Below are 21093 nucleotides of genomic sequence, written 5' to 3' on the forward strand. Positions count from 1 at the left end.
AGGTAAGAATTCGGCCAATCAGATCGTGAGAGACGTACGAGAACGGGGGACCACCTATGTCCGCACAGGACTCCACACCCACCGCCGACATACCGGAGATGCCCGCGCCGCGGGTGCGGGAGGTCACCGCACACAGCATCGGCGGGGCGCTCGCGCTGCTGCTCGGGCTGGTCGGACTGCTGATCGCCGCCGCACTGTTCGTGGCCGCCTCCGTAAACCCCGGCTTCGCGGTCGGCGGCGTCTTCGTCCTCATCGCCGCGCTCATCTCCCTGCGTGGCCTGAACACGGTGGCACCGGGCGAGGCGCGGGTGGTGCAGCTCTTCGGGCGCTACCGGGGGACGATCCGGCAGGACGGGCTGCGCTGGGTGAACCCGTTCACTTCGCGCACGAAGATTTCCACCCGTGTACGCAACCACGAGACCGCGGTGCTGAAGGTGAACGACGCGTACGGCAATCCGATCGAACTGGCCGCCGTGGTGGTCTGGAAGGTGCGGGACACCGCGCAGGCGACGTTCGAGGTCGACAACTACCTGGAGTTCGTCGCCACGCAGACCGAGGCGGCCGTACGGCACATCGCCATCGAGTACCCCTACGACGCGCACGAGGAGGGCGGGCTGTCGCTGCGCGGCAACGCCGAGGAGATCACCGAGAAGCTCGCCCTCGAACTGCACGCGCGCGTGGAGGCGGCCGGTGTGCAGATCATCGAGTCCCGTTTCACGCATCTCGCGTACGCTCCCGAGATCGCCTCGGCGATGCTCCAGCGGCAGCAGGCGGGAGCCGTCGTGGCGGCCCGCCGTCAGATCGTGGACGGAGCGGTCGGGATGGTCGAGGCGGCGCTCGCCCGGATCTCCGAGCGCGACATCGTGGAACTGGACGAGGAGCGCAAGGCGGCGATGGTGTCCAACCTGCTGGTGGTGCTGTGCGGGGACCGCGCGCCGCAGCCCGTACTCAACACCGGGACCCTCTACCAGTGACGGAACCCACCGAGAGCGCCACACCCGGGCGCCGGCCGCAGCAGCGCAAGCAGGTGCTGCTGCGGCTGGACCCGGCCGTCTACGAGGCGCTCGCCCGCTGGGCCGGCGACGAGCTGCGCTCCGCCAACGCCCAGATCGAGTTCCTGCTGCGCAGGGCACTGAAGGAGGCGGGGCGCCTCCCCGGGGACGCGGGGCCCCTCCCCAGAAGGGGCCGGCCACCCGCGCCACCCCAGTGACGGACTTGTGACATTCGGCCCTCACCTGCGGGGCCCCACGCCCCGCCATGATCTACACACAGTGCGTATACATGATGCGTATACACGCCGTGTACAGTCCTCGCCATGTCCATTGGTCACACCCTTCTGGGGCTCCTTGAGTCCGGGCCGCGTCACGGTTACGACCTGAAGCGGGCCTTCGACGAGAAGTTCGGTCACGACCGGCCGCTGCACTACGGCCAGGTCTACTCGACGATGTCCCGGCTGCTGAAGAACGGCCTCGTCGAGGTCGACGGCATCGAGGCGGGCGGCGGGCCCGAGCGCAAGCGGTACGCCATCACCGATGCCGGGATCACCGACGTCGAGCGGTGGCTCGCGACGCCGGAGGCCCCCGAGCCGTACCTGCAGTCGACGCTCTACACCAAGGTCGTCCTCGCGCTGCTGACACACCGCAACGCGGCCGACATCCTCGACACCCAGCGTGCCGAGCACTTGCGGATGATGCGCATCCTGACGGATCGGAAGAGGAAGGGCGACCTCGCCGACCAGCTCATCTGCGACCACGCCCTCTTCCATCTCGAGGCCGACCTGCGGTGGCTGGAGCTCACCACGGCGCGTCTCGACAAACTCGCCGAGGTGGTGGCCAAGTGACTCCTGCCGGTTCCCTGCTGATCGCCGACGACCTGCACAAGGCGTACGGTCCGACGGTCGCCCTCGACGGCGCCGAGTTCTCCATCCACCCGGGCGAGGTCGTCGCCGTGATGGGCCCCTCCGGGTCCGGAAAGTCGACGCTGCTGCACTGCCTCGCCGGGATCGTGCCGCCCGACTCGGGTTCGATCATCTACAACGGGCGCGAGATGGCGACCATGAGCGACGCCGAGCGCAGTGCGCTGCGGCGCTCGGAGTTCGGGTTCGTCTTCCAGTTCGGGCAGTTGGTGCCGGAACTGACCTGCGTCGAGAACGTCGCCCTGCCCCTCAGGCTGAACGGCACCTCCCGCAAGGAGGCCGAGCGGACCGCGCTGACCTGGATGGAGCGCCTCGAGGTCGACGATCTGCGCAAGAAGCGGCCCGGCGAGGTCTCCGGCGGTCAGGGGCAGCGGGTCGCCGTCGCGCGGGCGCTCGTCACCAGCCCGCGCGTGCTGTTCGCCGACGAACCGACCGGCGCACTCGACTCGCTCAACGGCGAGCGCGTGATGGACCTGCTGACGGATGCCGCCCGGTCCACCAACGCGGCCGTCGTGCTCGTCACGCACGAGGCGCGGGTGGCCGCCTACTCGGACCGCGAGATCGTCGTACGGGACGGCAAGTCCCGGGACATGGAGCGGGTCGTATGACACTGCGGGGGTGGGCCGGGGATCTGGCCATGGGGGTGCGGTTCGCCTTCGCGGGCGGCCGAGAGGGGTGGACGCGGGCCGTGCTGACGGCCGTCGGCGTCGGTCTCGGTGTGGCGTTGCTGCTGCTGACCACGGCGATACCGAGCGCGCTGTCCGCGCGGAACCAGCGGGGCACCGACCGGGACGACTTCACGTACAGCGGGAAGGTGCTCCCGAAGGCGGACGACACGCTGATCATCGGCAAGGCCGAAACGACGTTCCGCAGCAACGACGTACGGGGGCGGCTGCTGGAACCGGAGGGGACGCGGGCCCCGCTGCCGCCGGGAGTCGCCAAGTTCCCGGCGAAGGGTGAGATGGTCGTCTCGCCCGCGCTGGAGAAGCTGCTGAAGTCCGATTCCGGCAGGCTTCTGCGGGACCGCCTGCCCTACCGGGTGGTCGGGACGATCGGACACTCCGGGATCATCGGGCCCGCCGAACTCGCCTACTACGCGGGCGCGACCGGGCTGGAGAACCATCTCGCCAGTGGCTCCGTCGAGCGGATCGACTACTTCGGTCCCTCGGCCCACCGTCAGCCGGAGCAGCTCGACCCGATCCTGCTGCTGCTCATCATGATCATCTTCGTGGTGCTGCTGCTGCCGGTCGGGGTGTTCATCGCGGCCGCCGTACGCTTCGGCGGCGAGCGGCGCGACCGCAGGCTCGCGGCGCTGCGGTTGGTCGGGGCGGACGGGCGGATGGCGCGCCGGGTCGCGGGAGGCGAGGCGCTCGCGGGGGCGCTGCTCGGTCTCGTGCTGGGCAGTGTCTTCTTCCTGGCCGGACGGCAGTCGGCGGGGGTGCTCGTGGTTCGGGACATCAGCGTGTTCCCGAGCGACCTCAATCCCTCGCCCGCGCTCGTCGCGCTGGTCGCCGTCGCCGTGCCGGCCGCGGCCGTGCTGGTGACGCTGTTCGCGCTGCGCGGAGTCGTCATCGAACCGCTCGGTGTGGTCCGTACGGCGAAGCCGCCGCGCCGGAGGCTGTGGTGGCGGCTGCTGCTGCCGCTGGGCGGACTCGCCCTGCTGTACCCGATGGTCGGACAGGGCAACCGCAACGGGGACTTCAACGAGTGGATGGTGATCAGCGGCACCGTACTGCTGCTGATCGGCGTCACCGCGCTGCTGCCGTGGGTCGTGGAGGCCGTGGTGAACCGGCTCGACGCCGGGTCCGTGTCCTGGCAACTGGCCGTCCGCAGACTGCAGTTGAGCAGCGGTTCGGCAGCCCGCATGGTCAACGGCATCGCGGTCGCGGTGGCCGGGGCGATCGCGCTTCAGATGCTGTTCTCGGGGGTGCAGCACGACTACGTCAAGTCGACCTCCGACGATCTGCGCCGTGCGCAGCTCCAGATCAACTTCCAGCGCGATGTCGCGCCGGAGCGGCTACGCGCTCGGCTCGCCGACACCAAGGGCGTGCGCAGTGCGCTGGCCCTGGCCACGGGCTCGGTGGGCGACCGGGCGAAGGACCCGCAGAACTCGACCGAGGTGGCCGTCGGCAGCTGTGCCGAACTGCGCGAGGTGGCACGACTGACGTCCTGCCGCGAGGGTGATGTCTTCCGGATCGCCGGCCGCGAGTACGACGACGCCGCGAAGTTCGCCAAGCCGGGCACCACCCTCTGGTTCGAGGGCTACTCCGACGCCAGTCACGTGTCGGTGAAGACGCCCGCCGGGATCAAGACGGCCGGGATGCGCGAGGACCCGACCGGTTACGCGCGCGGCGGGCTGCTGTTCACGTCGGCCGCACTGCCCCGGGCCGCGGTGGCCGAGCTGAGCCAGGAGGCGTTCGTCGCGGTGGACTCCTCGGTGCCGGACGCCCGCGAGTACGCACGCAACACCGCCGCGCGGCTCGATCCGCTGGCCGATGTGTACACCCTGACGGCCGGCAAGGTGGATCTGCAGTTCCGCTCCATCCGCACCGGCCTGTTCGTCGGCGCGACCTGCGTCCTGATGCTGATCGGCGCGAGTCTGCTGGTCTCCCAGCTGGAGCAGTTGCGGGAGCGCAAGAAGCTGCTGTCGTCGCTGGTCGCCTTCGGCACCCGCCGCCGCACGCTGAGCCTGTCCGTGCTCTGGCAGACGGCCATCCCGGTCTCGCTGGGGCTGGTGCTGGCCTCGGTGGTCGGGCTGACCCTGGGCGCGGTGCTGCTGCGGATGACCGGCGAGACGGTGACCGTGGACTGGGCGAGCGTGCTGTCCATGACGGGCATCGGCGCCGCCGTGGTCCTCGCGGTGACCGTGCTCAGTCTGCCGCCGCTGCTGCGGCTGATGCGCCCGGACGGCCTGCGCACCGAGTAGACGCCTCCCGGCCGCCGGGCCCCTCCCCCTGCGACGGGGAGGGGCCCGGCCCGTTCACAGGCTGTAGCTCTGCACCACCCGTCGTACCTGCGCGAACAGCATCCCCACGTTGACCGACTTGCGGCAGACCACGACCGCGACGACGTCCTGCTGCTCGTTCATCCGCACGAACAGGTGGGTGAGGTTCTCGCTGTTGACGAGGATCTCCTGGAAGAAGTGGTTCTCGCTCGGCATCCCGCGTCGTTCCTTGAAGACGTCCTCGATCATCACCACCGTGCGTCCCTGGAACAGGTCGAGGGTGGCGCCTGCGAGCAGGTCCAGGACCTCCGGCGGGTGGTTGTCGACCGTCTCGTACGACAGCAGCATGCCGGTCGACATGTCGACGACGCCCGAGGCCACACAGTCGGGCGCGTCCGTACGGAGTGATTTGACCAGGCCCATCACCTGGTCGGAGAAACCGGGGGTCATACGCTTCGTCGCCATCCCTTCAGACTCCTTCAGCCGTCTTGTTCATCAGGATCGAACCGATCCGGTCGAGCGCCGGCTGGGTCGCCCGGTGCAGCCGGTCGACGTCCAGTCCCTCGTCGCCGAGGACGACCATCAGGGCCGTGTCGCCGACGGCGTAGAAGGCGGCACAGCCGTGGCTGCCGTACGTCACCGTCCGGCGCAGGGTGCCCCGGGCGGTCGCCTGGGCGGTGCGCCGGGCGAGGCCGAGGCCGGCCGCGGCGAGCGCGGCGAGTCCCTCCGGGTCGATCGAGTCGGCGGTGTCGGCCGCGATGAGCAGCCCGTCGGACGCCGCGACCGCGGTATCGGTGATGCCGGTCACCTGCTCCCGCAGGCCGCGCATCTCGTGCGCCAGGGCTTCGTGATCCATGTAATCAACTCCCTTTTACTGCTGGGCATTCGTTCATCTGGGGCTGGTGTTCCTGAGGCGGAAGAAGCCGCCCGGGCGGCGGCGTGGCAGGTCGACGGGCGAGGGCTGCTCGGGCGGGGGCGGGCTCGGCGGCGGCGGTGTGCGGTGCCGCAGGCCCTCGGGGGGTGTGTGGACCGGGATCGGCGCGGGCGCCGACGCGCACTCCAGAAGCCCCTCGGCGAGCATGCGGGCCACCTCGACGGTGACGGTGTAGACCCCGCGACCGGTGCGGAAGGCGAGGTCGCGGGAGGTACGGCGGCCATCGGCATGGGTGAGCAGGTCCCACCGCAGCTCACTGAACGGGCCGTCCAACTCCCCGACGGGCCGGGGGCGTTCGCGGTCCGGGTGGACGGGGTGGGGCATAGCGGCGAGCGCGGCGAGTTTGCGGGAGGCGTCCTGCAGCAGCCGGGAGGGCGGCTCGCCGACGGCGACCGGAGCGGGCGGTTCCAGGCCGGGAGCGGCGTGCTCACAGTCCTCCACCCGGCCCGCGACGATCGCGAACGCGGCGTCCCGCAGGGCCATCGTGCACACCACCCTGAGCTGGGCGGCCCCGGCGAACCCGTGCGCGATCAGCCCCGTGCCCGGCCAGCGCGCTCCCCCGGCCTCCCGCACCAGCGCGGCCCACTGCTCCCCGCTCACCCGCCCCGAACGCAGCAGCAGCGCCTCGGCGCCGGGTGCCCCCGGCGACTCGACGGAGACGACGAGACCGCCCCGCAGATGGAACACCCCGCCCGGTGTCCCGGCCACCCGGAGCTCCCCCGTGAGCCCCTCACGCCCGCATGCGGCCAGGGACCGCGCCAGCAGCTCGTAGCCCGACATCACGCCCCTCGCCCTGCCGCTGGTCGCACATACGCCTGACGCGTAGCGCTGAGGGGGGAATGTGTATCAGTCCGCGCGCATATTCCGGCCGGAGATTTCCGACCTGTCCCCGGATGGCGGAAGTTGAGCCCGGGGGCCGCGCAAATAGCTTTGTTCGGCGCGCATTTGATCGAACGCCGGGGGTGTTTCGAACGCCGGTCACGGCGCCTCAGAAGCCTGCCGAACGACCTCTCCGGTGTCGGCGGACAGGCCGGTCGGCACCCGGGCGGGGCCTGACGGGAACGGCGACGCAGGGGGTTCCTGACGCAGGACGGCGGGAGCAGCGGCGCACCAGCGGTTCTTGACGCAGGCGGCGGGAGCACCTCGTCCGGCCCGGACGGGCGCGGCTCCGCTCACTCCCCGCTCACTCCTCCCGGGCGGATTCCCCTGCGTCGTCCGCCACGGAACCCGGGGCCGCCCCCACCGGCTCCCCCTCGGTCCGAACCGCAGCGTCCTCGATCACTGGCCCGGCATCGGCGGGTTCGGCGGCGTCAGTACCGGCGGCCGCCTGGCGCTCCGCGTCGTACGCGCGCAGGTACCCCACCACCGTGTTCGTCACCGCCACCAGTGGTACGGCGACCACCGCGCCGCCGATGCCCGCCACCATGCCGCCCGCGGCGACCGTGAGGACCACCGCGAGGGGGTGGACGCGGACCGCGCGGCCAAGGATGAAGGGCTGCAGGATGTGGCCCTCGATCTGCTGGACCGCGAGGACCACGACCAGCGTCATCACCGCGGTGAACACGCCCTGGGTGACCAGCGCGACGACCACCGCGAGCGCGCCGGAGGCCACCGCGCCGACGAGCGGGATGAAGGAGAACAGGAAGATGAACACGGCCAGCGGTACGGCCATGGGGACGTCGAGGAAGTAGATGCCGATGCCGATGAAGATGGCGTCGATGAGGGCCACCAGGACCGTGCCGCGGACGTAGGCGGTCAGCGTCCGCCAGGCGCGCGGGCCGGCGCCGGCCACGGCGGGCCGGGCCGCCGCGGGGACCAGCTTCAGGGACCACTCCCAGATGCGCCGGCCGTCGTAGAGCAGGAACAGCGTCGAGAAGAACGTCAGCAGGATGCCGGTGAGCGCCTCGACGACGACCTGGACGCCCTCCAGCCCGAAGGAGGTGATCTGGTCGGTGTTGGCGCCGACCGCCTCCCGCAGGTTCTTGGCGATCTGGTTGATCTGCTTGTCGGTGACGTGGAAGGGGCTCTTCAGCAGCCAGTTGCGCAGATCGTCGATGCCGTTCTGGATCTGGTCGGAGAGGTTGTCGATGTTCTCCATGACCTGCCAGGTCACGAACCAGCCCAGCAGCCCCAGGATGACGAAGCCGAAGATCGCGGTGAGGGCGGTGGCGGGCCCGCGCGGGACGCCGTGCTGCTTCAGGCGGGCCACCGTCGGCTGCAGCAGCGCCGTGATGAGCAGCGCGATGACGAAGGCGAAGACGACGAGCTGTACGGCGCTGATGACCCGCATCAGCACCCAGACGGTGCCCGCGAGCACCAGCAGCCGCCAGCCGGCCTCGGCGGCCACCCGGACACCCCATGGCACGGCCTGGGCAGGGTCGGGACGGGCGGGGGCAGGGGCGGGGTGGACCTCGATGACGTGGTCGACGTGCTCGACGCGGTCACCAGCCCGCGCGGGCTGTTTCTCGGTGCGGGCGGCCCGGGCGGACCTGCGGGGCGGGGGGCCGATCTCGGCCTCCTCCCGCTCCACCTCGGCGCGGCGCTCGTCCAGCCGCTCGCTCACCTCGGTGAGACCGGCGCCGAGCCGACCGAGCCACCCTGGCACTCGCGACATGATCCGTCCTCTTCCCCCGCGTACCCGGGTGCTGGCCACCACTCCCCCCTGGAGTCGTTCGCGTCCGACCGTACAGGGCGACAGCCCCTCCCCCTAGGACGGGGAGGGGCTGTCGAAGGTTGAGAGCGGGGCGGGGCCCCGGCGGCTCAGTACCAGTGGTTGGCTTCCCAGAAGGACTGCGCCGCGCACGGGCTGCCGTAGCGGCTGTTCATGTAGTTCAGGCCCCACTTGATCTGCGTGGCCGGGTTGGTCTGCCAGTCGGAGCCCGCCGAGGAGTACTTCGAGGCGGGCAGGGCCTGGAAGAGACCGTAGGCGCCGGAGGAGGCGTTGACCGCGTGGTAGTTCCAGCTGGACTCGTGGTCCACGATGTAGCTGAAGCACTGGAACTGGCCGGACGGCACCATCTGCCGGGCCATCGACTGGATCTCGGCGATGCTGTACGAGCTCTGGACCGGGAAGGAGGAGCTGCTACGGCTCGCCGCGGACTTGGCCTGGGCGCGCTCCTTGGCCTCCTTCGCCGCCTTCTCGGCAGCGGCCTTCTTGGCCACGGCGGTGTCGGCGGCGGCCTTGCGGGCGGCCGCCTCGGCGTCCTTCTTGGCGCTCGCGTCCGCCTGGATGGCCTGGGCGTCGGCCTGCTGCGTCAGGGACGCGGTCTGCACCTGGGCCTGCTGCCCCGCGGGTATGTCCGCGAGCAGCGTGGTGTCGGCTGCCGTCGCCTCGGCGTCGTTGTTCTGCGCGACGCTGCCCGAGGCAACGCCCACGACACTTCCGACGGCGGTGACCGCGGTGGCCGAGGCCACTGCGAATCCCCGGACCGAAATCCGGCTCACACGGTTTCCTTCCAGCATCGCCCGCTTCGGTGACCCTGGCGGACGCAATCGTGCCCCTAGACGCTGGCCTCCCAACTGCGGGGTCACGGGAGGCACGGGCCCGGTGGGCAACTCCCGTGCGGGGAGCGCCGCGTGGTGCTCGGGCGGCATACGACGACCGGTATGGAGTTGATGGGTGGTGCTTCTGTGGCGCCGTACCGCTGGGGGTACAGCTGTGTCGTATGCGGGGCCTGACAGGAGTGAGACTCTGCCGTACGCGGACGCCGGGTGGCAATTCAGAGTTGCGTGTGAAAGCTCACATCCGGTTTGGCCCTGGGGATTTCGCGAAACCGCCACACGTGAAAGCGCCGCCCCACTAGGCTCACAGCCTTTGCGGGACGGCGCCAACTGGTGCGCGATCGGTCAGATTTGCCCGTCTTCCAGCATTTCGGTCACGAGAGCCGCGATCTGGGACCTCTCGGACCTCGTCAGGGTCACATGGGCGAAGAGCGGGTGCCCCTTCAGCTTCTCCACGACGGCGACGACACCGTCGTAACGGCCTACGCGCAGATTGTCCCGCTGTGCCACGTCATGGGTGAGAACCACGCGTGAGTTGGCGCCGATCCGGGAGAGAACGGTCAGCAGGACGTTCCGTTCCAGCGACTGCGCCTCGTCCACGATCACGAATGCATCGTGCAGCGAACGGCCGCGGATGTGGGTGAGCGGCAGGACCTCGAGCATCCCGCGCGCGGTGACCTCCTCGATGACCTCGCGGCTGGTGACCGCGGACAGCGTGTCGAAGACCGCCTGCGCCCAGGGGCTCATCTTCTCGGCCTCGGAGCCCGGCAGGTAGCCCAGCTCCTGCCCGCCCACCGCGTACAGCGGACGGAAGACCATCACCTTCTGGTGCTGGCGGCGCTCCAGGACCGCCTCCAGACCCGCGCACAGCGCGAGCGCCGACTTGCCGGTGCCGGCCCGGCCGCCCATCGAGACGATCCCGACGTCCGGGTCGAGCAGCAGGTCGAGCGCGATCCGCTGCTCGGCGCTGCGGCCCTTGATGCCGAACGCCTCCCGGTCGCCGCGCACCAGGCGGACGTTGCCCTCCGCCGTGACCCGGCCGAGCGCCTTGCCGCGCTCGGAGTGGATGGTCAGACCGGTGTGCACGGGCAGGTCGGACACCTCGGGGACATAGACGTGCCCCTCCTCGAAGAGGACGTCCACCTGCTCGGCGGGCAGGGTCAGCTCGGACATCCCGGTCCAGCCGGAGGAACCGGTGATCGCGAGCTCCGCGCGATACTCCTCGGCGAGGAGACCGACGGACGAGGCCTTGATCCTGAGCGGGAGGTCCTTCGACACGACGGTGACGTCGTACCCCTCGGCCTGCAGGTTGCGGGCGACCGCGAGGATGCGGGAGTCGTTGTCCCCCAGGCGGTAGCCGCTCGGCAGCACGTTGGGGTCCGAGTGATTGAGCTCGACACGCACGGTCCCGCCGAGGTCCCCGATCGGGATGGGGGCGTCGAGGCGGCCGTGCCGGACCCGGAAGTCGTCGAGCAGGCGCAGGGCCTGCCGGGCGAAGTAGCCGAGTTCGGGATGGTGCCTCTTGGCCTCCAGTTCCGTCACCACGACGATGGGGAGCACGACCTCGTGCTCGTCGAAGCGGTTCAGTGCGTTGGGGTCCGACAGCAGGACACTGGTGTCGAGAACATAGGTGCGCCGGTCTGGCTTGTGGCGCTTTGTGCTGGTCACCACGGAAGGACGTACCCCCTCGGATGAGGTCGGGGAGCGACGGAGTGGAGCTGGACCGGTCGACGGCCGCGATGCACGGGCCGAGAACCGGCCCTCCGCCTTGTCTTCCGCGCTGGAACCGCACGGTCGGGCTGGTGCAAAGGGCCTCCCGGGCGGACGGCCCCGTGCCGTCCGCTGAGATCCGACACCCGTGGTTCGGGTGTCGACCTGACTGGCTTATGCCCTCGAACATGCGTCACCATGCCGACACGAATGACGGCGCTCCGGTGAACTCATTGTTACTTCCACCCCAAAAGGGGTAGACGCCCCGATCCGTACGTCAGCCGCCGTAACGCCTGTGTCGCGCCGCGTAGTCACGCAATGCGCGCAGGAAGTCGACCTTGCGGAAGGCCGGCCAGAAGACCTCGCAGAAGTAGTACTCCGAGTGAGCGGTCTGCCACAGCATGAAACCGGACAGTCGCTGCTCGCCGCTGGTGCGGATGACCAGGTCGGGATCGGGCTGGGCGCCGGTGTAGAGGTGGCGGCCGATCATGTCGACGTCGACGGCCTCGGCCAGGTCCTCCATCGCGGTGCCCTTGTCGTGGGCGTCCAGGAGCATGGAGCGCACCGCGTCGGCGATCTCCTGGCGGCCGCCGTAGCCGATGGCGACGTTGACGAGTATCCCGTCGACACCGGCGGTGGCCTCCTCGGCCTCCTTCAGGGTGGTCTGCATCCGGGGCGGCAGCAGGTCGAGGGTGCCGACGTGGTGCACCCGCCAGCGGCCGTCCGCCGCGAGCGTCCGTACGACGTCCTCGATGATCCCGAGCAGCGGGCCGAGCTCCTCCTGCGGACGGTCGAAGTTGTCCGTCGACAGCAGCCAGAGGGTGACGACCTCGACGTCCGTCTCCGTGCACCAGCCGAGGAACTCCTCGATCTTCTCCGCGCCGGCGCGGTGACCGTGCACGGTCGTGGAGCCGGCCGCCTTCGCCCAGCGGCGGTTGCCGTCCATGATGACGCCGATGTGCTTGGGCACCTGAGCGTGGTCCAGGTGGCCTTCCACCCGGCGTGCGTACAGCCTGACCAACAGGCCGCGCAGCTTGTCGCGCAGGTTCACGTGATCGTCAGCCCCTCCGTACCGATGCGGTCCCCGCGGCCCGCAGCCTACCGGTGGTTGTAGCAGGCGCCTATTTGAGGGCTCGGCGGCCTGTTGGCGGGCTGCTGGTGCCGACGGCGGGAGCCCTCTTGGGGAGTACCCCGTGTGGGCGCGAAAACCCGGGGTCGGTGTGTGCACGAAATCGGGTGGGTGCGGGCACGAAACCGGGTGGGTGAGCGCACAAAAAACGGGCCGGTCCGTGGGGGGGAGACGGACCGGCCCGAGGGGGGGTTTCCACCATAACCCTTCGTAAGTGATGCTGCGTGCATCGGCGTGCCACAACTACTCTCCGGAATCGAACGGCGACGCCCGGGTGGTCGTCGCGAGGGGGTTCCGGAGGGGTTTCATGGCCGGATCACTGCGGTTTCCCAGGGAAAACGCGGGGATGTGAAGGAAAGCGGAAGGGTGTGCGGCGTTTGGCTGAACGGTGTCGGCATCGCCCGGGTGGGTGACCCGGGCCGCGAACGTCCGCTTGACGCCGGAGCGGGTCGCGTCACCGGGAAAACGGCACCGCGCAGCCCCCTCCACTGCGCGGTGCCGCCCGCGCAGCTTTGCTCACGCGAATTACCTTGGTCTGAACTTACGTGACACGTGGGGCTGAATGCCACTCGCGGTCATAACAATGCGGAAACCGCGATCCAGGAGGGATCTCGGGCTCATGGCAGGTCTAGGACAGAAACCGTCCTAATGCGCCCGTACGGTCGCCCCATGACCCTGAGGATCAGCTGGAACGAGGCGAGCGCACGACGACTGGAGCGGCAGTTCCTGGCCAACCCTGCCGAGCGGGGCACTCCGGTCGCCGACATCGTCGCCGCGATGCTCGGCGCGCATGCGCAGGTGCTGTCCGCCGCCGAGCTGTCGGTGGGGGTGAGGGCGACGGGGGTGGCACGGGACGAGGTGCGCGGCGCGCTGTGGGAGGAGCGCGCGCTCGTGAAGACGTACGGCCCGCGGGGCACCGTCCATCTGCTGTCGGCCGCCGAGCTCCCCCTGTGGAGCTCGGCGTTGCCCGCCGTGCGCTCGGCGGCGAGTCCGCCCGCGCCGCACGTGCGGGTGAGCGAGGAACAGGCGGAGCAGATCCTCGCCGCGATCGCCGACTCGCTCGACGGGGCGTGTCTGACCCTGGACGAACTGGGCGAGGAGGTCGTCGCCCGCACCGGTTCCTGGGCCGGCGACCGGGTGATGCCCGCCTTCCAGGACCTCTGGCCGCGCTGGCGCCAGGTGATGCACCGGGCGGGCCAGTCCGGCGCACTGTGCTTCGCCCCCGACCGCGGCCGCAGGGCCACGTACACCCGCCCGCCCCGCTTCACCCCGCTCCCGGCGGACGAGGCGCTGGGTGAGCTGGTGCGACGCTACCTGCGCGCGTACGGCCCGGCGACCCCGCGGACCTTCGCGAAGTGGCTGGCGGCGAAGCCGGGTTGGGCCACAGAACTGTTCGGCAGGCTCGCCGAGGCGGGCGCGATCGAGGAGGTCGTCTTCGAGGGCGCCGGGGACTGGTGGATCGCGGCCGGCGACACGGAGTTCCCCGAGGAGCGGGTGCGCGGGGTCCGGCTGCTGCCCTACTTCGACGCGTACGGCATCGCCGCGCAACCCCGGGAGTCACTGTTCCCGGGGGACGCCTACCGGAGGGCCCTGGCGGGCGGGCAGGCCGGCAACTACCCCGTGCTGCTGGTCGACGGCGTGGTGGCGGGCGTCTGGCACCAGCGGCGCCGGGGCCGCCGTACGACGGTGACGGTGGAGCCGCTCGGGCAGCTCTCGGCGCGGGATGAGCGGGAGTTGGGCGAGCAGGTGAACCGGCTGGGCGAAGTGCTGGGAACCGCGGCGGAGTTGGTGGTGGGGAAGGTGGGGGTGGGGCCGCACGCGTAGGTGTTGCTGACCGTTGCCCCCTTTGGTTGGTACATGGCCCCGCGTGGGTCAGCGGAGGGGCTTGCGGGCCTCGACGAGGTGTCGGGTGCTGTGGGCGACGAAGGGGCCCTCGGACTCGATCCGCTCGTGCAGGGCGCGGAGTTGGGGCTCGTAGGCCTCGGCGGTGAAGCCCGGGACCATCCAGATGACCTTGCGCAGGAAGTGGACGACGGCCGCGATGTCGTGGAACTCGATCCGCAGCCGCTCGGCACGCAGGTCGACGATCTCCAGGCCGGCGGCCTCGGCGCCGGCGCGTTCGCGGTCGGGGTGACGGTCGCTGAGGGAGGCCTCCGGCTGGGGGCCGAGGAAGTACTGCACGAGCTCGAAGACGCTGCGTGGGCCGACGTGCTGGGCGAAGTACGTGCCACCGGGCTGCAGGACCCGGGCGATCTCCGTCCAGTGCGGGGTGACGGGGTGCCGGCTGCTGACGAGGTCGAAGACACCGTCCGCGAAGGGCAGCGGCGCGTCCTCGTGGGCGGCGACGACAGCGGTTCCGCGAGGGCGCAGCAGCTCGGTGGCCTTGGCGACGTTGGGCGGCCAGCCCTCGGTGGCGACGGTGAGCACGGGGGTCTTCGGGGCCCGCCCGAGGGCGAAGTCCAGGACCTCCCCTCCCCCGGTCTGGATGTCCAGTGCGGCGGAGGCCCGCGCGAGACGTTCGGCGAGCGAGACGGCGTAGCCCCACGAGGGCCGCTGCTCGGTGGCCCGCCCCTCGAACCAGGAGAAGTCCCATCCGTCGGTGGGCACGGCGACGCCTTCGGCGAGGAGGTCGTCGAAAGTGCGAGGTTCACTGGTTCGGTGTTGAGGGGCCATGGGTCGATCCTGGCAAGGAGTTGCTGATCGGCGCTGCTGGTTTTTCGGGGGCTGGAGTTTTTCGGGGGCGGAGCCTTTTGGGGGGCCGGAGCTTTGCGGGGGCAGGAGCTTTGCGGGGGCAGGAGCTTTGCGGCGGGCCGGAGCTTTTCGTTGGGTCGGAGCTTTTCGTTCGGTCGGAGCTTTTCGTTGGGTCGGACCGCCTCCTCTCACAGGTGCGGTCGCAGGAGGGTGTACGCCCTGTGCACTGTCGGCGCGTCGAGGAGCCCGTCGACGGCGAGGCAGCGGCGGACCGTGCGTCCCGCGTCGCCCTCGACACCACCCCCGTTGTGCAGCACCTCCCACATCTGCATGAGCAGGGCGCCGAACACGGCGAGCGGTCCTTCGACCGGCCCCTCCCGCCGCGCCCACCGATCGGCGATGAGCCCACCCACGCCCGGGACGTGCTCGATACCACGCCAGACCGGGTCGGGAGCGGCATACACCACATGGCGGATGGGACTGTGGATAAGCGCACTGCTGCACAGGAGGCAGGGCTCGAGGGTGGTGTAGAGCCGGTGTCCGTCGGTGTCACCACGGGCCGGCAACTGGGCCAGGGCGTTGATCTCGGCATGGGCGATGTTGGTGCCGGCGAGCTGTCCGGGCGGGGCGACGGACTCCTGACTACGGTTGCGCCCGACGGCGACGACCCGCCCACCACGGTCCACGACGACGGCACCGACGGGCCGACTCCCGGCCTGGAGAGCTTCCCAGGCGAGCTCGAAGGGGAGGTGCCAGGCTGGGGGGATGGGCTGGTGGTGTTGGCCGCCCCGCCGGCCTTGTCGGCCTTGTCGGCCTTGTCGGTCATGGGACGAGCGGCCTTACCTCCGTAGCCGCGAACCGTACGAATCCCTCCGGGTCGGGCTCGTCCCCGGTCGGTTGGAGGATCACCGTGTCGGCGCCGGCCTCCGCCAGCCGTTGAACGGCCTTGGCGACGGCGCCGGCGTCTCCGGCGACGCCGAGGTCGGGGACGTTCTCGACACCCTCGTCGACGAGTGCGGCGCGCAGACGGGCGGCGGCGTCGACGCCGGTGGCGGCGAGGAGGAAGACGACGACTTCGTGCGGTGCGTCGTCGCCTGCGCCGGCGTCGATGCGGCTGCTCGACTCCAGTCCCTCGTCGATGAGTTGCCGCGCCCGTCGTACCCCGTCCGCGGTGGTGGAGGCGGTCAGGATGGTGCCGTCGGCGGCCTCGCCGGTCAGCCGCAGCGTACGGGGCCCGGTGGCGCCGGCGAGGACGGGTACGGGTTCGGCGGGCGGCCAGTCGAGAGCGACGTCGTCGAGACGGACGTACCGCCCGCTGGACGTCAGCCGCTCCCCGCGCAACAGGGCACGCAACGCGACGAGGTGCTCGCGCAGCAACGTCACCGGCGACTCCACCCGCGCGCCGACCTGACCCATCCAGTCCTGCACGCCGTGACCGACGCCGAGGATGGCCCGGCCGGGGAACATACGGTGCAGCGCGGCGGCCTCCATGGCGGTGACGGCGACGTTCCGCAACGGGACGGGCAGCAGCCCGACCCCGATCCGCACCCGCTCGGTCCAGGCGAGGGCGGCAGCGGCGGAAGAGATCCCACCCTCCCTGAAACAGTCCTCCCACAACCACAACTGCTCCAGCCCACACTCATCCGCAACACGAGCAACACTCCGAAGCCGCTCGGGGGGAAGCTGGGGACGGAACACAGCGCCAAGTCCGGTCATGGGGCGTTCCTACCCGGGAGCCCGGCCCCGGACAACAGGTCGAGTCCCGCTATTCCTCGTCGCCCGGTTCGAAATCCAACACTGCCACGCTCACCGTGTGAGCCAGTTCCTCGATGTCGGGAGCAGCCCGGATGACCTGCGCGGTGTCGTCCGTGGCTGTCCACAGCACGACATCGGCGCCCGCTTCTTCGTCGCGCCAGGCGTAGCGAACCACGGCGATCACCTCAGGGGCGTCGTCCTGGCGGAGGTAGCGAAACGACCGTAGCCCTTCACCGAGAAGTTCCGTGCGGAAGGGCTCGACGACCGGTGGTTCGACGACGTCCGGGTCGTCCGCTCCGACAAGGAACCGCAGGGTTTCCTGGCGGTCGCCTTGTGCTGGCTTGACCATGGTGAAGAGCTGGAGTGGCATGCTCGTCGGTTCCCACACGCGGAGCAGCACCCGGGTGTCGAAAGGCTCCGGGGCGAAGGCTTCCGCGAAGCGTCTCAGCGTGTCCGCGAGGAAGGGGATGCCCGACTGGCCGGGGTCCAGTCGGTACGCCCGCCAGAACAGCTGGGCACAGTGCCGCGCCCAGACGCTGATATCCGGCCACTCGGTGGTGTCCCAGCGTGGAGGGAGCTCCAGCCATCGGTTCGGGTCGTATCCGATGTCGAGGCTGAACTCGTGCTCCAGCTCAACCCGGGGCTCAGTCATGTCCAGCTCCACCGGAAGGTCGTCATCAACGCGTCGAACCACTCGACCAGGGCGTCGGCGAGATCGTCCCGCGGGTCTCCGGCCCCGACGGTCGAGAAGGCAGCCACGAACCAGCGGCCGGGATCGCCGGGAACGGACACGAAGTAGTCGACCCGCCGACTGGCCATCTCGGCTCCTCGGTCGGCGACCGCAGGCGCAACACGTTCCCGGCGCAAGGCCAGAGCACCGTCGACCTCACCACTGCTCACGTCCATGTTGGCGGCCGTGTCTCCGGAGAGCAGTTGCAAGGCGATCTCCGCAGGGGCGGACGCTTTGTCGGCTGCGCCGTCGGAGCGGGCGCGTGCGGGGAGCAGCGCCTCGGAAATGATGATCGACGCACCGAGATTCACATCGCCCGCAAGCCGCATGGGGAGATACAGCTCCAGCGCATTGGCTTTCCGTGCCTCGGCCACGGCCGCTCGCAGCCGCCGCTCCAGTTCCACCCGGAGGGGCGTCAGCTTGTCACGCGGAATGTCGGCCGGTACGCGGGCGAAGGCGGAGGCCACGACGGAGCGTACGGCGTCCTCCGTCTCTCCTTTCCTCAGGGGGACCTGGACCCAGTCGGAAGGCAGGAGAAGCTGGTAGCCGGTGGGGGGTGATGTCGGCTCAACCACGGTCCAGCGCCCGCCTCTTCGGGTACCAGTTACCGCCGAAGACAGCGATGCCGAAGGCAACCGCGGGCCAGAGTTGCCAGTGCCCCGTGAGCACGGCGGGAATCGCATAGAACAGGTAGAAGCCACTCATCCACTGAATTTCTCCGGACAATAGGGTGACCCGCTCGCGTCTGTGGTCGTCCCACAGCAGGAGGAGCGCCAGCAGGGGCGTGAACGCAGCCAGATCCCACTCCCACGTGGGCAGTGGCAGCAGATCCAGCGAGCCGCGAAATCCGTCACTTACGAACAGGCGAAGCAGAGCAAGGATTCCCGTGACGAAGATCAGCCATCGCAGTCTCTCTCCTCGCCTCATGACCGCACGTTCTGCCTCGGTCACCTGCGGTTTCCCGCCCTCCCGCTCCCGATTCTGAACGGCCGCACCCTGCATTGCCTTGCCACGACGCAAAAGGGACGGCGCGATCCGGGGACTCTGCGAACCGGGAGAACGTACGCGCCCCCGGGCCTGCCGCACCTTCCGTGCGCGGGCCGCCTCCGGGCTCGACGGTTCCCGCATCGCAGGGCGGCGTCTCACCACTGTGACGCCCCGGCAACTGAGGTGGTCAAGTCACCCTTGGTCCGCCCGTACGTTCCCCCGATCAGGGGGTCCCACTGGTCCGAGGACTTGTCACCGAGGTCCAGTCCGGTTCCGACTCCCCATGAGGCACGTTGGATGGTGAGTTGCCGCCCGGCTTCGGTGACGTTCTTCTGCAACCTCGCGTTACCTGGAAAGGCATCTCGGGCTCGGCGGATGTCATCAATGCGCTGTTTCATCAGCTTGTCTCCCATCGCACTGGCGGTGCCGGCCGTTGTCGCCTCGGGTAGCGGAGCCTCCCGTACTTCCCGCGCCGCAGCACGCGCCTTGTTTCCGTCCGCGAGCCTGTGGAGTCTGGCCGCCCTGCCGCCGACAGCCGCTCGGCGGGAGGCACTCGCGCAGGTGGCGGTCCGCTTGGCCTCCTCTTTTGCGAGGCCCTCCGAAATGGCCCGGGATTCCTGCTGCAACACCTTCACGGCTTTTGCTGCTTTGACGCCGTCCCGCGCCAGTTTGAACGCACCGATGTCCATGGCGACGTCCAGCCAGGAGCCGTTGCCGGTCAGAGCCATGAGTAGATGCACCCCGGCAACGATCGCGGTGAGGACGACGACAAGACCACCCACCGCAGGAAAGAACACCGCGACAATGGACAACGCTGTCGCGAGCCAGCTCAACCTGTCGGCCCATTCACCCAACCAATCTGCGTCCGCCACCCACGCCTCGAGGACGTTCCACCAGCTGTCCTCCATGTCGTCGTCGATCGACGACCGGATCCTGCCCGCGTAGTGGTCCGCGCGATCGCCGTAAAAGTTCACCGCCGAGTTCAGCTTCCGACGGGCCGTCTCCAGGTCTTCCTTCGCCCGCGTGACGGCCGGATCCGCGGACGGCGCGCCCTTGTCGGGCTTGTCGGGGCTCTTCTTGGCTCCGTCGTGGGGCTTGTGGGCGTCGAGGATCCGCTGGGCGTCCTTCGCGTCGTCCAGGGCACGATCCGCCCTTTTCTGGGCGTGCTCCATGTCATCCGCCCAGCCGCCGAGGTGTCCCTTCACCTTGCGGTACCGGTCTTCGGCGAGGTCCAATCTGCGCCCCAGGCCACGCGCCTTGTCGCCAAGCTCGTCCGCGTACTTGCCCTTCAGCCCGTCGCAGTCCGCGATCGCCTGCATGGCGGCAGCCTGCGTGCGCAGCTTCTCGGCCACCTTCTTCATGTGCGTGACCTCGCGCCGGATCCCTTCCGGGTCGCCCGGAACGGGATCGGCCTCTGCGAGCGGCGCCCAGTCAGCCGGCCGCGCCATAGTTGCCCCCCGGTGTAGTGCCGTCAGTTCGCGCGCGTCCATGGCACTACTCCTTCTTGCCCTTGGTGGCGTTGGCCAGGTCGTAGTCGAGGTCCTTGAAGGCGTCACTGGTCGTTTTGACCATCTTCCCGACCTCCTCGATCTCCTCGACCAACCGCTTGCGGTTCTTGTCCCAGTTGTCCACGAAGTCACCCATCGCGCTCTGCACACGGCTGTCACCCAGCAGAGACCTGACGTCCTGGTTCCAGTGGTCCAGCTCCTTGAACTCCCGGCGGATCTGCGCGAGTTGCTTCGCGCTCGTGGACAGCAGGTCGTAGTCGACCTGGAGGTCCGATCCCTTCGACATACTCGCTCCACGTGTTTGACCCGTCAGCGGTTGACGGCCTGGATCTCCTGAACCACGACGTCCTGGTCGGCGCCGAACGTGCCGTTCGGGAGTTCGCCGCCCTGGCCCGTCGTGCTCGTCCAGTGGATCAGCCAGGTAACGGTCGCCTGCAGCTTGAACGAGCCGTCGCCGGAGGAGCGCACGCACTTCACCCCGCAAGGCGGGGTCCTTTCGGTCTTGCCCTTGGCGTAGGACTCACCGATCCTCCCGTCGCGGATCGCACACTCGCCGAAGGCGGGGTAGGTGACCGCGTCGTCCGTACCCGGAGTGATCTTCAGCGAGGCCGGCTCGGCGGCGGTGGTCGCGCTCAAGCCGAGCAGAGGAACGGACGCTGTGACGGACACCGGCTTGAACTTCGCCGTGTCCAGCCACGCCCAAGTCGGCAGGTTCAGCTTCGTGGTGCCCTCCGGGGCGAGGTCAACCTTGGTCGACGGGACGCGGATCTCGCCGTAAGCGAGTTGGGCGAGCATCTCGGACGTGATCGCCTGCGGGTAATCAGCCGGCGGAGCGTCGCCCTTGTCGACCCAGAACGGCAACTTGTCGCAGTCCTGAGAGGCCGGGGCGTTCTCACGCCCCTCGGTTACGTACGCGTCCCACCAGTAGCCCTTGCCCGCCTTGTCCTTGTTGAAGTCCTTGTACGGCATGCCGTTGACGAAGTAGTTCCGGGTCTTCAGGGACCACTCGGGGCTGGGCGCGCTGCTCTCCCATACCTGCCGCATCTGCGACTCGAGTTCCTTGGGCGCGTACTTCGGCGCGTAGTAGCAGGCGGGCGGAGTCCACCAGTGGTCGACGTGACAGCTCCGGTAGATTCACCGCTGCCGTTCTTCGATGTGTCGAAGACGATCCCTGCGGAGACGGTCGAGGAGACCTTGTTGCCGTCGACCCCGGCCGATGCGTTGGCGTCCCAACTCGAATCCGACCCTCCACCAAGCCCCCCGCCGGGGGGATCCTGCGCGGGGAGGGC

General features: G+C 69.7%; 21 protein-coding genes and 1 pseudogene. 6 read left to right on the forward strand and 16 right to left on the reverse strand.

What is annotated here, in order from left to right; genetic code table 11:
* Window positions 1–56 precede the first annotated feature (56 nt).
* The 5 genes from ABZZ74_RS06475 to ABZZ74_RS06495 all read left to right on the forward strand — a co-directional run bounded on the left by ABZZ74_RS06475 (window position 57) and on the right by ABZZ74_RS06495 (window position 4841).
* The gene (locus ABZZ74_RS06475; protein ID WP_356762183.1) at window positions 57–974 is read left to right on the forward strand and encodes an SPFH domain-containing protein; all 918 of its coding nucleotides are present in this window, start codon (window positions 57–59) and stop codon (window positions 972–974) included.
* On the forward strand, window positions 971–1210 hold the full coding sequence (locus tag ABZZ74_RS06480) for a hypothetical protein (protein WP_356762184.1): 240 nt from the start codon (window positions 971–973) through the stop codon (window positions 1208–1210). Before ABZZ74_RS06475 ends, ABZZ74_RS06480 begins: the two co-directional genes overlap by 4 nt.
* 105 nt (window positions 1211–1315) lie before the next feature.
* Entirely contained in the window at window positions 1316–1840 is a 525-nt protein-coding gene (locus tag ABZZ74_RS06485) for a PadR family transcriptional regulator (protein ID WP_356762185.1), read from the forward strand.
* The gene (locus tag ABZZ74_RS06490; RefSeq protein ID WP_356762186.1) at window positions 1837–2523 is read left to right on the forward strand and encodes an ABC transporter ATP-binding protein; all 687 of its coding nucleotides are present in this window, start codon (window positions 1837–1839) and stop codon (window positions 2521–2523) included. Before ABZZ74_RS06485 ends, ABZZ74_RS06490 begins: the two co-directional genes overlap by 4 nt.
* Window positions 2520–4841, forward strand: coding sequence for an ABC transporter permease (locus tag ABZZ74_RS06495; RefSeq protein WP_356762187.1), 2322 nt, complete (start codon window positions 2520–2522; stop codon window positions 4839–4841). Before ABZZ74_RS06490 ends, ABZZ74_RS06495 begins: the two co-directional genes overlap by 4 nt.
* A gap of 54 nt (window positions 4842–4895) precedes the next feature.
* Here ABZZ74_RS06495 and ABZZ74_RS06500 read toward each other — a convergent pair whose 3' ends face one another.
* From ABZZ74_RS06500 to ABZZ74_RS06530, 7 genes are all read right to left on the reverse strand, one after another.
* A complete protein-coding gene (locus ABZZ74_RS06500) occupies window positions 4896–5324 on the reverse strand; it encodes a hypothetical protein (RefSeq protein WP_356762188.1) in 429 nt (142 codons plus the stop codon).
* A 4-nt stretch (window positions 5325–5328) separates the two neighbouring features.
* Window positions 5329–5715, reverse strand: a complete 387-nt coding sequence (locus tag ABZZ74_RS06505; RefSeq protein WP_207929805.1) for a roadblock/LC7 domain-containing protein — start codon at window positions 5713–5715, stop codon at window positions 5329–5331.
* Between the two features lie 33 nt (window positions 5716–5748).
* The gene (locus ABZZ74_RS06510) at window positions 5749–6573 is read right to left on the reverse strand and encodes a MarR family transcriptional regulator (RefSeq protein ID WP_356762189.1); all 825 of its coding nucleotides are present in this window, start codon (window positions 6571–6573) and stop codon (window positions 5749–5751) included.
* A gap of 403 nt (window positions 6574–6976) precedes the next feature.
* A complete protein-coding gene (locus tag ABZZ74_RS06515) occupies window positions 6977–8407 on the reverse strand; it encodes an AI-2E family transporter (protein ID WP_356762190.1) in 1431 nt (476 codons plus the stop codon).
* Between the two features lie 146 nt (window positions 8408–8553).
* The gene (locus ABZZ74_RS06520) at window positions 8554–9237 is read right to left on the reverse strand and encodes a transglycosylase SLT domain-containing protein (RefSeq protein WP_356762191.1); all 684 of its coding nucleotides are present in this window, start codon (window positions 9235–9237) and stop codon (window positions 8554–8556) included.
* Window positions 9238–9639: 402 nt separating this feature from the next.
* A complete protein-coding gene (locus ABZZ74_RS06525) occupies window positions 9640–10965 on the reverse strand; it encodes a PhoH family protein (protein WP_356762192.1) in 1326 nt (441 codons plus the stop codon).
* A gap of 316 nt (window positions 10966–11281) precedes the next feature.
* Window positions 11282–12055: an isoprenyl transferase gene (locus ABZZ74_RS06530; protein ID WP_356762193.1), complete on the reverse strand. Its 774-nt coding sequence runs from the start codon at window positions 12053–12055 to the stop codon at window positions 11282–11284.
* 747 nt (window positions 12056–12802) lie between these two features.
* Here ABZZ74_RS06530 and ABZZ74_RS06535 point away from each other — a divergent pair.
* The gene (locus ABZZ74_RS06535; protein WP_356762194.1) at window positions 12803–13957 is read left to right on the forward strand and encodes a winged helix DNA-binding domain-containing protein; all 1155 of its coding nucleotides are present in this window, start codon (window positions 12803–12805) and stop codon (window positions 13955–13957) included.
* A gap of 48 nt (window positions 13958–14005) precedes the next feature.
* Here the strand turns inward: ABZZ74_RS06535 and ABZZ74_RS06540 are convergent, their stop codons facing one another.
* The 9 genes and pseudogenes from ABZZ74_RS06540 to ABZZ74_RS06580 all read right to left on the reverse strand — a co-directional run bounded on the left by ABZZ74_RS06540 (window position 14006) and on the right by ABZZ74_RS06580 (window position 20973).
* Complete coding sequence (locus ABZZ74_RS06540) at window positions 14006–14806, reverse strand: class I SAM-dependent methyltransferase (protein ID WP_356762195.1); 801 nt, start codon at window positions 14804–14806, stop codon at window positions 14006–14008.
* Window positions 14807–15012: 206 nt separating this feature from the next.
* On the reverse strand, window positions 15013–15591 hold the full coding sequence (locus tag ABZZ74_RS06545; RefSeq protein WP_356762303.1) for a nucleoside deaminase: 579 nt from the start codon (window positions 15589–15591) through the stop codon (window positions 15013–15015).
* A gap of 55 nt (window positions 15592–15646) precedes the next feature.
* Window positions 15647–16540: an LLM class flavin-dependent oxidoreductase gene (locus ABZZ74_RS06550; RefSeq protein WP_356762196.1), complete on the reverse strand. Its 894-nt coding sequence runs from the start codon at window positions 16538–16540 to the stop codon at window positions 15647–15649.
* 49 nt (window positions 16541–16589) lie between these two features.
* On the reverse strand, window positions 16590–17231 hold the full coding sequence (locus ABZZ74_RS06555) for a hypothetical protein (protein ID WP_356762197.1): 642 nt from the start codon (window positions 17229–17231) through the stop codon (window positions 16590–16592).
* Window positions 17228–17776 carry a hypothetical protein gene (locus tag ABZZ74_RS06560; protein ID WP_356762198.1) on the reverse strand — a complete coding sequence of 183 codons (549 nt, stop codon included), beginning with the start codon at window positions 17774–17776 and terminating at the stop codon, window positions 17228–17230. The genes ABZZ74_RS06555 and ABZZ74_RS06560 overlap by 4 nt, the downstream gene beginning before the upstream one ends.
* 100 nt (window positions 17777–17876) lie before the next feature.
* The gene (locus ABZZ74_RS06565; protein ID WP_356762199.1) at window positions 17877–18260 is read right to left on the reverse strand and encodes a hypothetical protein; all 384 of its coding nucleotides are present in this window, start codon (window positions 18258–18260) and stop codon (window positions 17877–17879) included.
* A gap of 191 nt (window positions 18261–18451) precedes the next feature.
* Window positions 18452–19786, reverse strand: coding sequence for a putative T7SS-secreted protein (locus tag ABZZ74_RS06570; protein WP_356762200.1), 1335 nt, complete (start codon window positions 19784–19786; stop codon window positions 18452–18454).
* 4 nt (window positions 19787–19790) lie between these two features.
* Window positions 19791–20090: a hypothetical protein gene (locus ABZZ74_RS06575; protein WP_356762201.1), complete on the reverse strand. Its 300-nt coding sequence runs from the start codon at window positions 20088–20090 to the stop codon at window positions 19791–19793.
* 23 nt (window positions 20091–20113) lie between these two features.
* Window positions 20114–20973, reverse strand: a pseudogene (locus ABZZ74_RS06580) (hypothetical protein).
* Window positions 20974–21093 lie beyond the last annotated feature (120 nt).

Origin of the sequence: Streptomyces sp. NPDC006476 (assembly GCF_040612015.1) — a bacterium.
Classification (GTDB): Bacteria; Actinomycetota; Actinomycetes; order Streptomycetales; family Streptomycetaceae; genus Streptomyces; species Streptomyces griseorubiginosus_B.

What these genes read in the sequence shown, in the direction of transcription:
- ABZZ74_RS06475 (WP_356762183.1), top strand. Translation starts at nt 57, where the DNA reads ATGTCCGCACAGGACTCCACACCCACCGCCGACATACCGGAGATGCCC.
- ABZZ74_RS06485 (WP_356762185.1), top strand. Translation starts at nt 1,316, where the DNA reads ATGTCCATTGGTCACACCCTTCTGGGGCTCCTTGAGTCCGGGCCGCGT.
- ABZZ74_RS06495 (WP_356762187.1), top strand. Translation starts at nt 2,520, where the DNA reads ATGACACTGCGGGGGTGGGCCGGGGATCTGGCCATGGGGGTGCGGTTC.
- ABZZ74_RS06500 (WP_356762188.1), bottom strand. Translation starts at nt 5,324, where the DNA reads ATGGCGACGAAGCGTATGACCCCCGGTTTCTCCGACCAGGTGATGGGC.
- ABZZ74_RS06505 (WP_207929805.1), bottom strand. Translation starts at nt 5,715, where the DNA reads ATGGATCACGAAGCCCTGGCGCACGAGATGCGCGGCCTGCGGGAGCAG.
- ABZZ74_RS06510 (WP_356762189.1), bottom strand. Translation starts at nt 6,573, where the DNA reads ATGTCGGGCTACGAGCTGCTGGCGCGGTCCCTGGCCGCATGCGGGCGT.
- ABZZ74_RS06515 (WP_356762190.1), bottom strand. Translation starts at nt 8,407, where the DNA reads ATGTCGCGAGTGCCAGGGTGGCTCGGTCGGCTCGGCGCCGGTCTCACC.
- ABZZ74_RS06535 (WP_356762194.1), top strand. Translation starts at nt 12,803, where the DNA reads ATGACCCTGAGGATCAGCTGGAACGAGGCGAGCGCACGACGACTGGAG.
- ABZZ74_RS06540 (WP_356762195.1), bottom strand. Translation starts at nt 14,806, where the DNA reads ATGGCCCCTCAACACCGAACCAGTGAACCTCGCACTTTCGACGACCTC.
- ABZZ74_RS06550 (WP_356762196.1), bottom strand. Translation starts at nt 16,540, where the DNA reads ATGACCGGACTTGGCGCTGTGTTCCGTCCCCAGCTTCCCCCCGAGCGG.
- ABZZ74_RS06555 (WP_356762197.1), bottom strand. Translation starts at nt 17,231, where the DNA reads ATGACTGAGCCCCGGGTTGAGCTGGAGCACGAGTTCAGCCTCGACATC.
- ABZZ74_RS06570 (WP_356762200.1), bottom strand. Translation starts at nt 19,786, where the DNA reads ATGGACGCGCGCGAACTGACGGCACTACACCGGGGGGCAACTATGGCG.
- ABZZ74_RS06575 (WP_356762201.1), bottom strand. Translation starts at nt 20,090, where the DNA reads ATGTCGAAGGGATCGGACCTCCAGGTCGACTACGACCTGCTGTCCACG.